The organism is Desulfogranum japonicum DSM 18378 (genome assembly GCF_000429945.1).
GTDB classification, from domain to species: Bacteria; Desulfobacterota; Desulfobulbia; order Desulfobulbales; family Desulfobulbaceae; genus Desulfogranum; species Desulfogranum japonicum.
Map to the genome: position 1 here is coordinate 1 of NZ_AUCV01000117.1, position 1,679 is coordinate 1,679.

Sequence of the window (1,679 nt, forward strand, 5' to 3'; positions counted from 1 at the left end):
CTCTTTTTTCAAAACCGCTTTAAGGGATTTCCTTAAAGCGGTTTTTTTTTGCCTGGATTCTAGGCTATACCCTGTATAGCACCCATCATCCTAAGTAAGATCTCTGGTATTATCACAGTGATCAGGTTTCGAAAGCAGATTCCCTCCGAGTGTTGTAATCCGTCTCAGCTTCGCCTTATGTAACTTGTTGAAATTTGCAGAGAAAATATAGTGTAAAATTACTTAAGATATTTTTACATACAGTCGATACGAAAGACAGGAATGTTAACGTGCATAATTCAGGGAGGAATGGCATGAACAATATTTCAGATCTTTTTTCTTCGACAGGAAACCTTTCAAGGAACAACACCCCTTCAGCCACTCAATCTGCTGCTTATCTAGCTGAAAAAGAAATCAAATATAGACAATCTTTGGATGCCGGTATCACCCTGCAAACTCAAGAAGGCGATATCGTAACTTTAACAGCTAACGAATACAGCCAGTTTGACGCTTATCAATATAATAGGGCAGGAATCATTCAAAACGACAATGAAGTGGCTTTGTACAGTGTAAACCAGCAGCAGATCCAACTTGCTTCTGGACAAAGCTTTTCCTTTACCGTCAACGGTAACCTGAGTGAAAACGAGATTGCGGATATCAAAGATTTATTAACAGATCTTGATGCTGTGATCTCTGAGGTTAAGCAGGGCAACCTGGAGGACGCTCTCGGTTATGCTTTGGAGGTGGGAGAAGGAAATGAAACTATACAGTCATTTACAGCTGCTGTAAAATATGAGCAGGTCTATCAAATGGAATCCATCGAACAATATGAGGCACTTAGTAGCCCTCAGGTGGATAGTGAAACAAATGATAATACTGATGTCGCTCAGTCAAATACCACAGAATCACTCCCAGGATCAAAGGGTAATAAATATGGGCACTACGATCCTTTAGAGAAATTTTTTCGTAAATTGACTGATCAACTTGCCAAGCATGATAATCAAATTCTTGGCTTTGCGCGTAATCCTATTAACGCACTCCTTCAACAGCATATTCAGGAAAATCAAAGTTCAGAGTCTGAGAATTCACTGGAAAACCTGCTGACAGAAAGTTTAGCAAGGCTCAACTCTATGATTGACGAGGCTGCATCAGTCCAGGCAGCCAATGAATCGCAGGATATAGACAAGACAGTGTAGCCTGATCAATAACAGGACGAAACGCATTTTATCTGATAAAACTGGATACTATTTCCTCATTGAATTCAGAGGAAATGAGTATCCAGTTTTTTTGTGGACGTAGTGTGACTGGTTTCTACATGTATATCGTCTTTAGTCTTTCTTGAAAATCCCGTCAGTTGAAACTTTTTTTCAAACCCATTTACAGGCTTTTACGAGTGATTTGTTCACAGGTTCATTTTCTTAGTATATGGAAATGAAAATTAAAAATGATACTTTTAATAGAAAAGAGTTTGACAAGCATGTCCAACTCCTGTATTTTGCCGCTCCGTTGCTCGTGACAACAAAGCGTCGCAAACGAGACAACAAAAAGCAAAACTTTTCTGTTGACGGAAAAACGAAAACATGTTAAGTTCAGCTTCTGCGCTGAAGCAAACACGCACTGGCGCGGACGGCCTCTTCGAGGCTTTGATCTTTGAAAACTGAATAGTAAACAAGCGGGCCAAAGAGTGCACAGCACTCAAA

Annotated in this window: 2 protein-coding genes; one reads left to right on the forward strand and one right to left on the reverse strand. The window is 39.9% G+C overall.

The window, feature by feature from the left end:
- The first annotated feature begins 293 nt into the window (after window positions 1-293).
- Window positions 294-1,175, forward strand: a complete 882-nt coding sequence (locus tag G493_RS0122595; protein ID WP_028582178.1) for a hypothetical protein — start codon at window positions 294-296, stop codon at window positions 1,173-1,175.
- Window positions 1,176-1,432: 257 nt separating this feature from the next.
- Here the strand turns inward: G493_RS0122595 and G493_RS34160 are convergent.
- The coding region (locus tag G493_RS34160) for a hypothetical protein (RefSeq protein WP_205623750.1) at window positions 1,433-1,679 on the reverse strand (247 nt) is incomplete at its 5' end.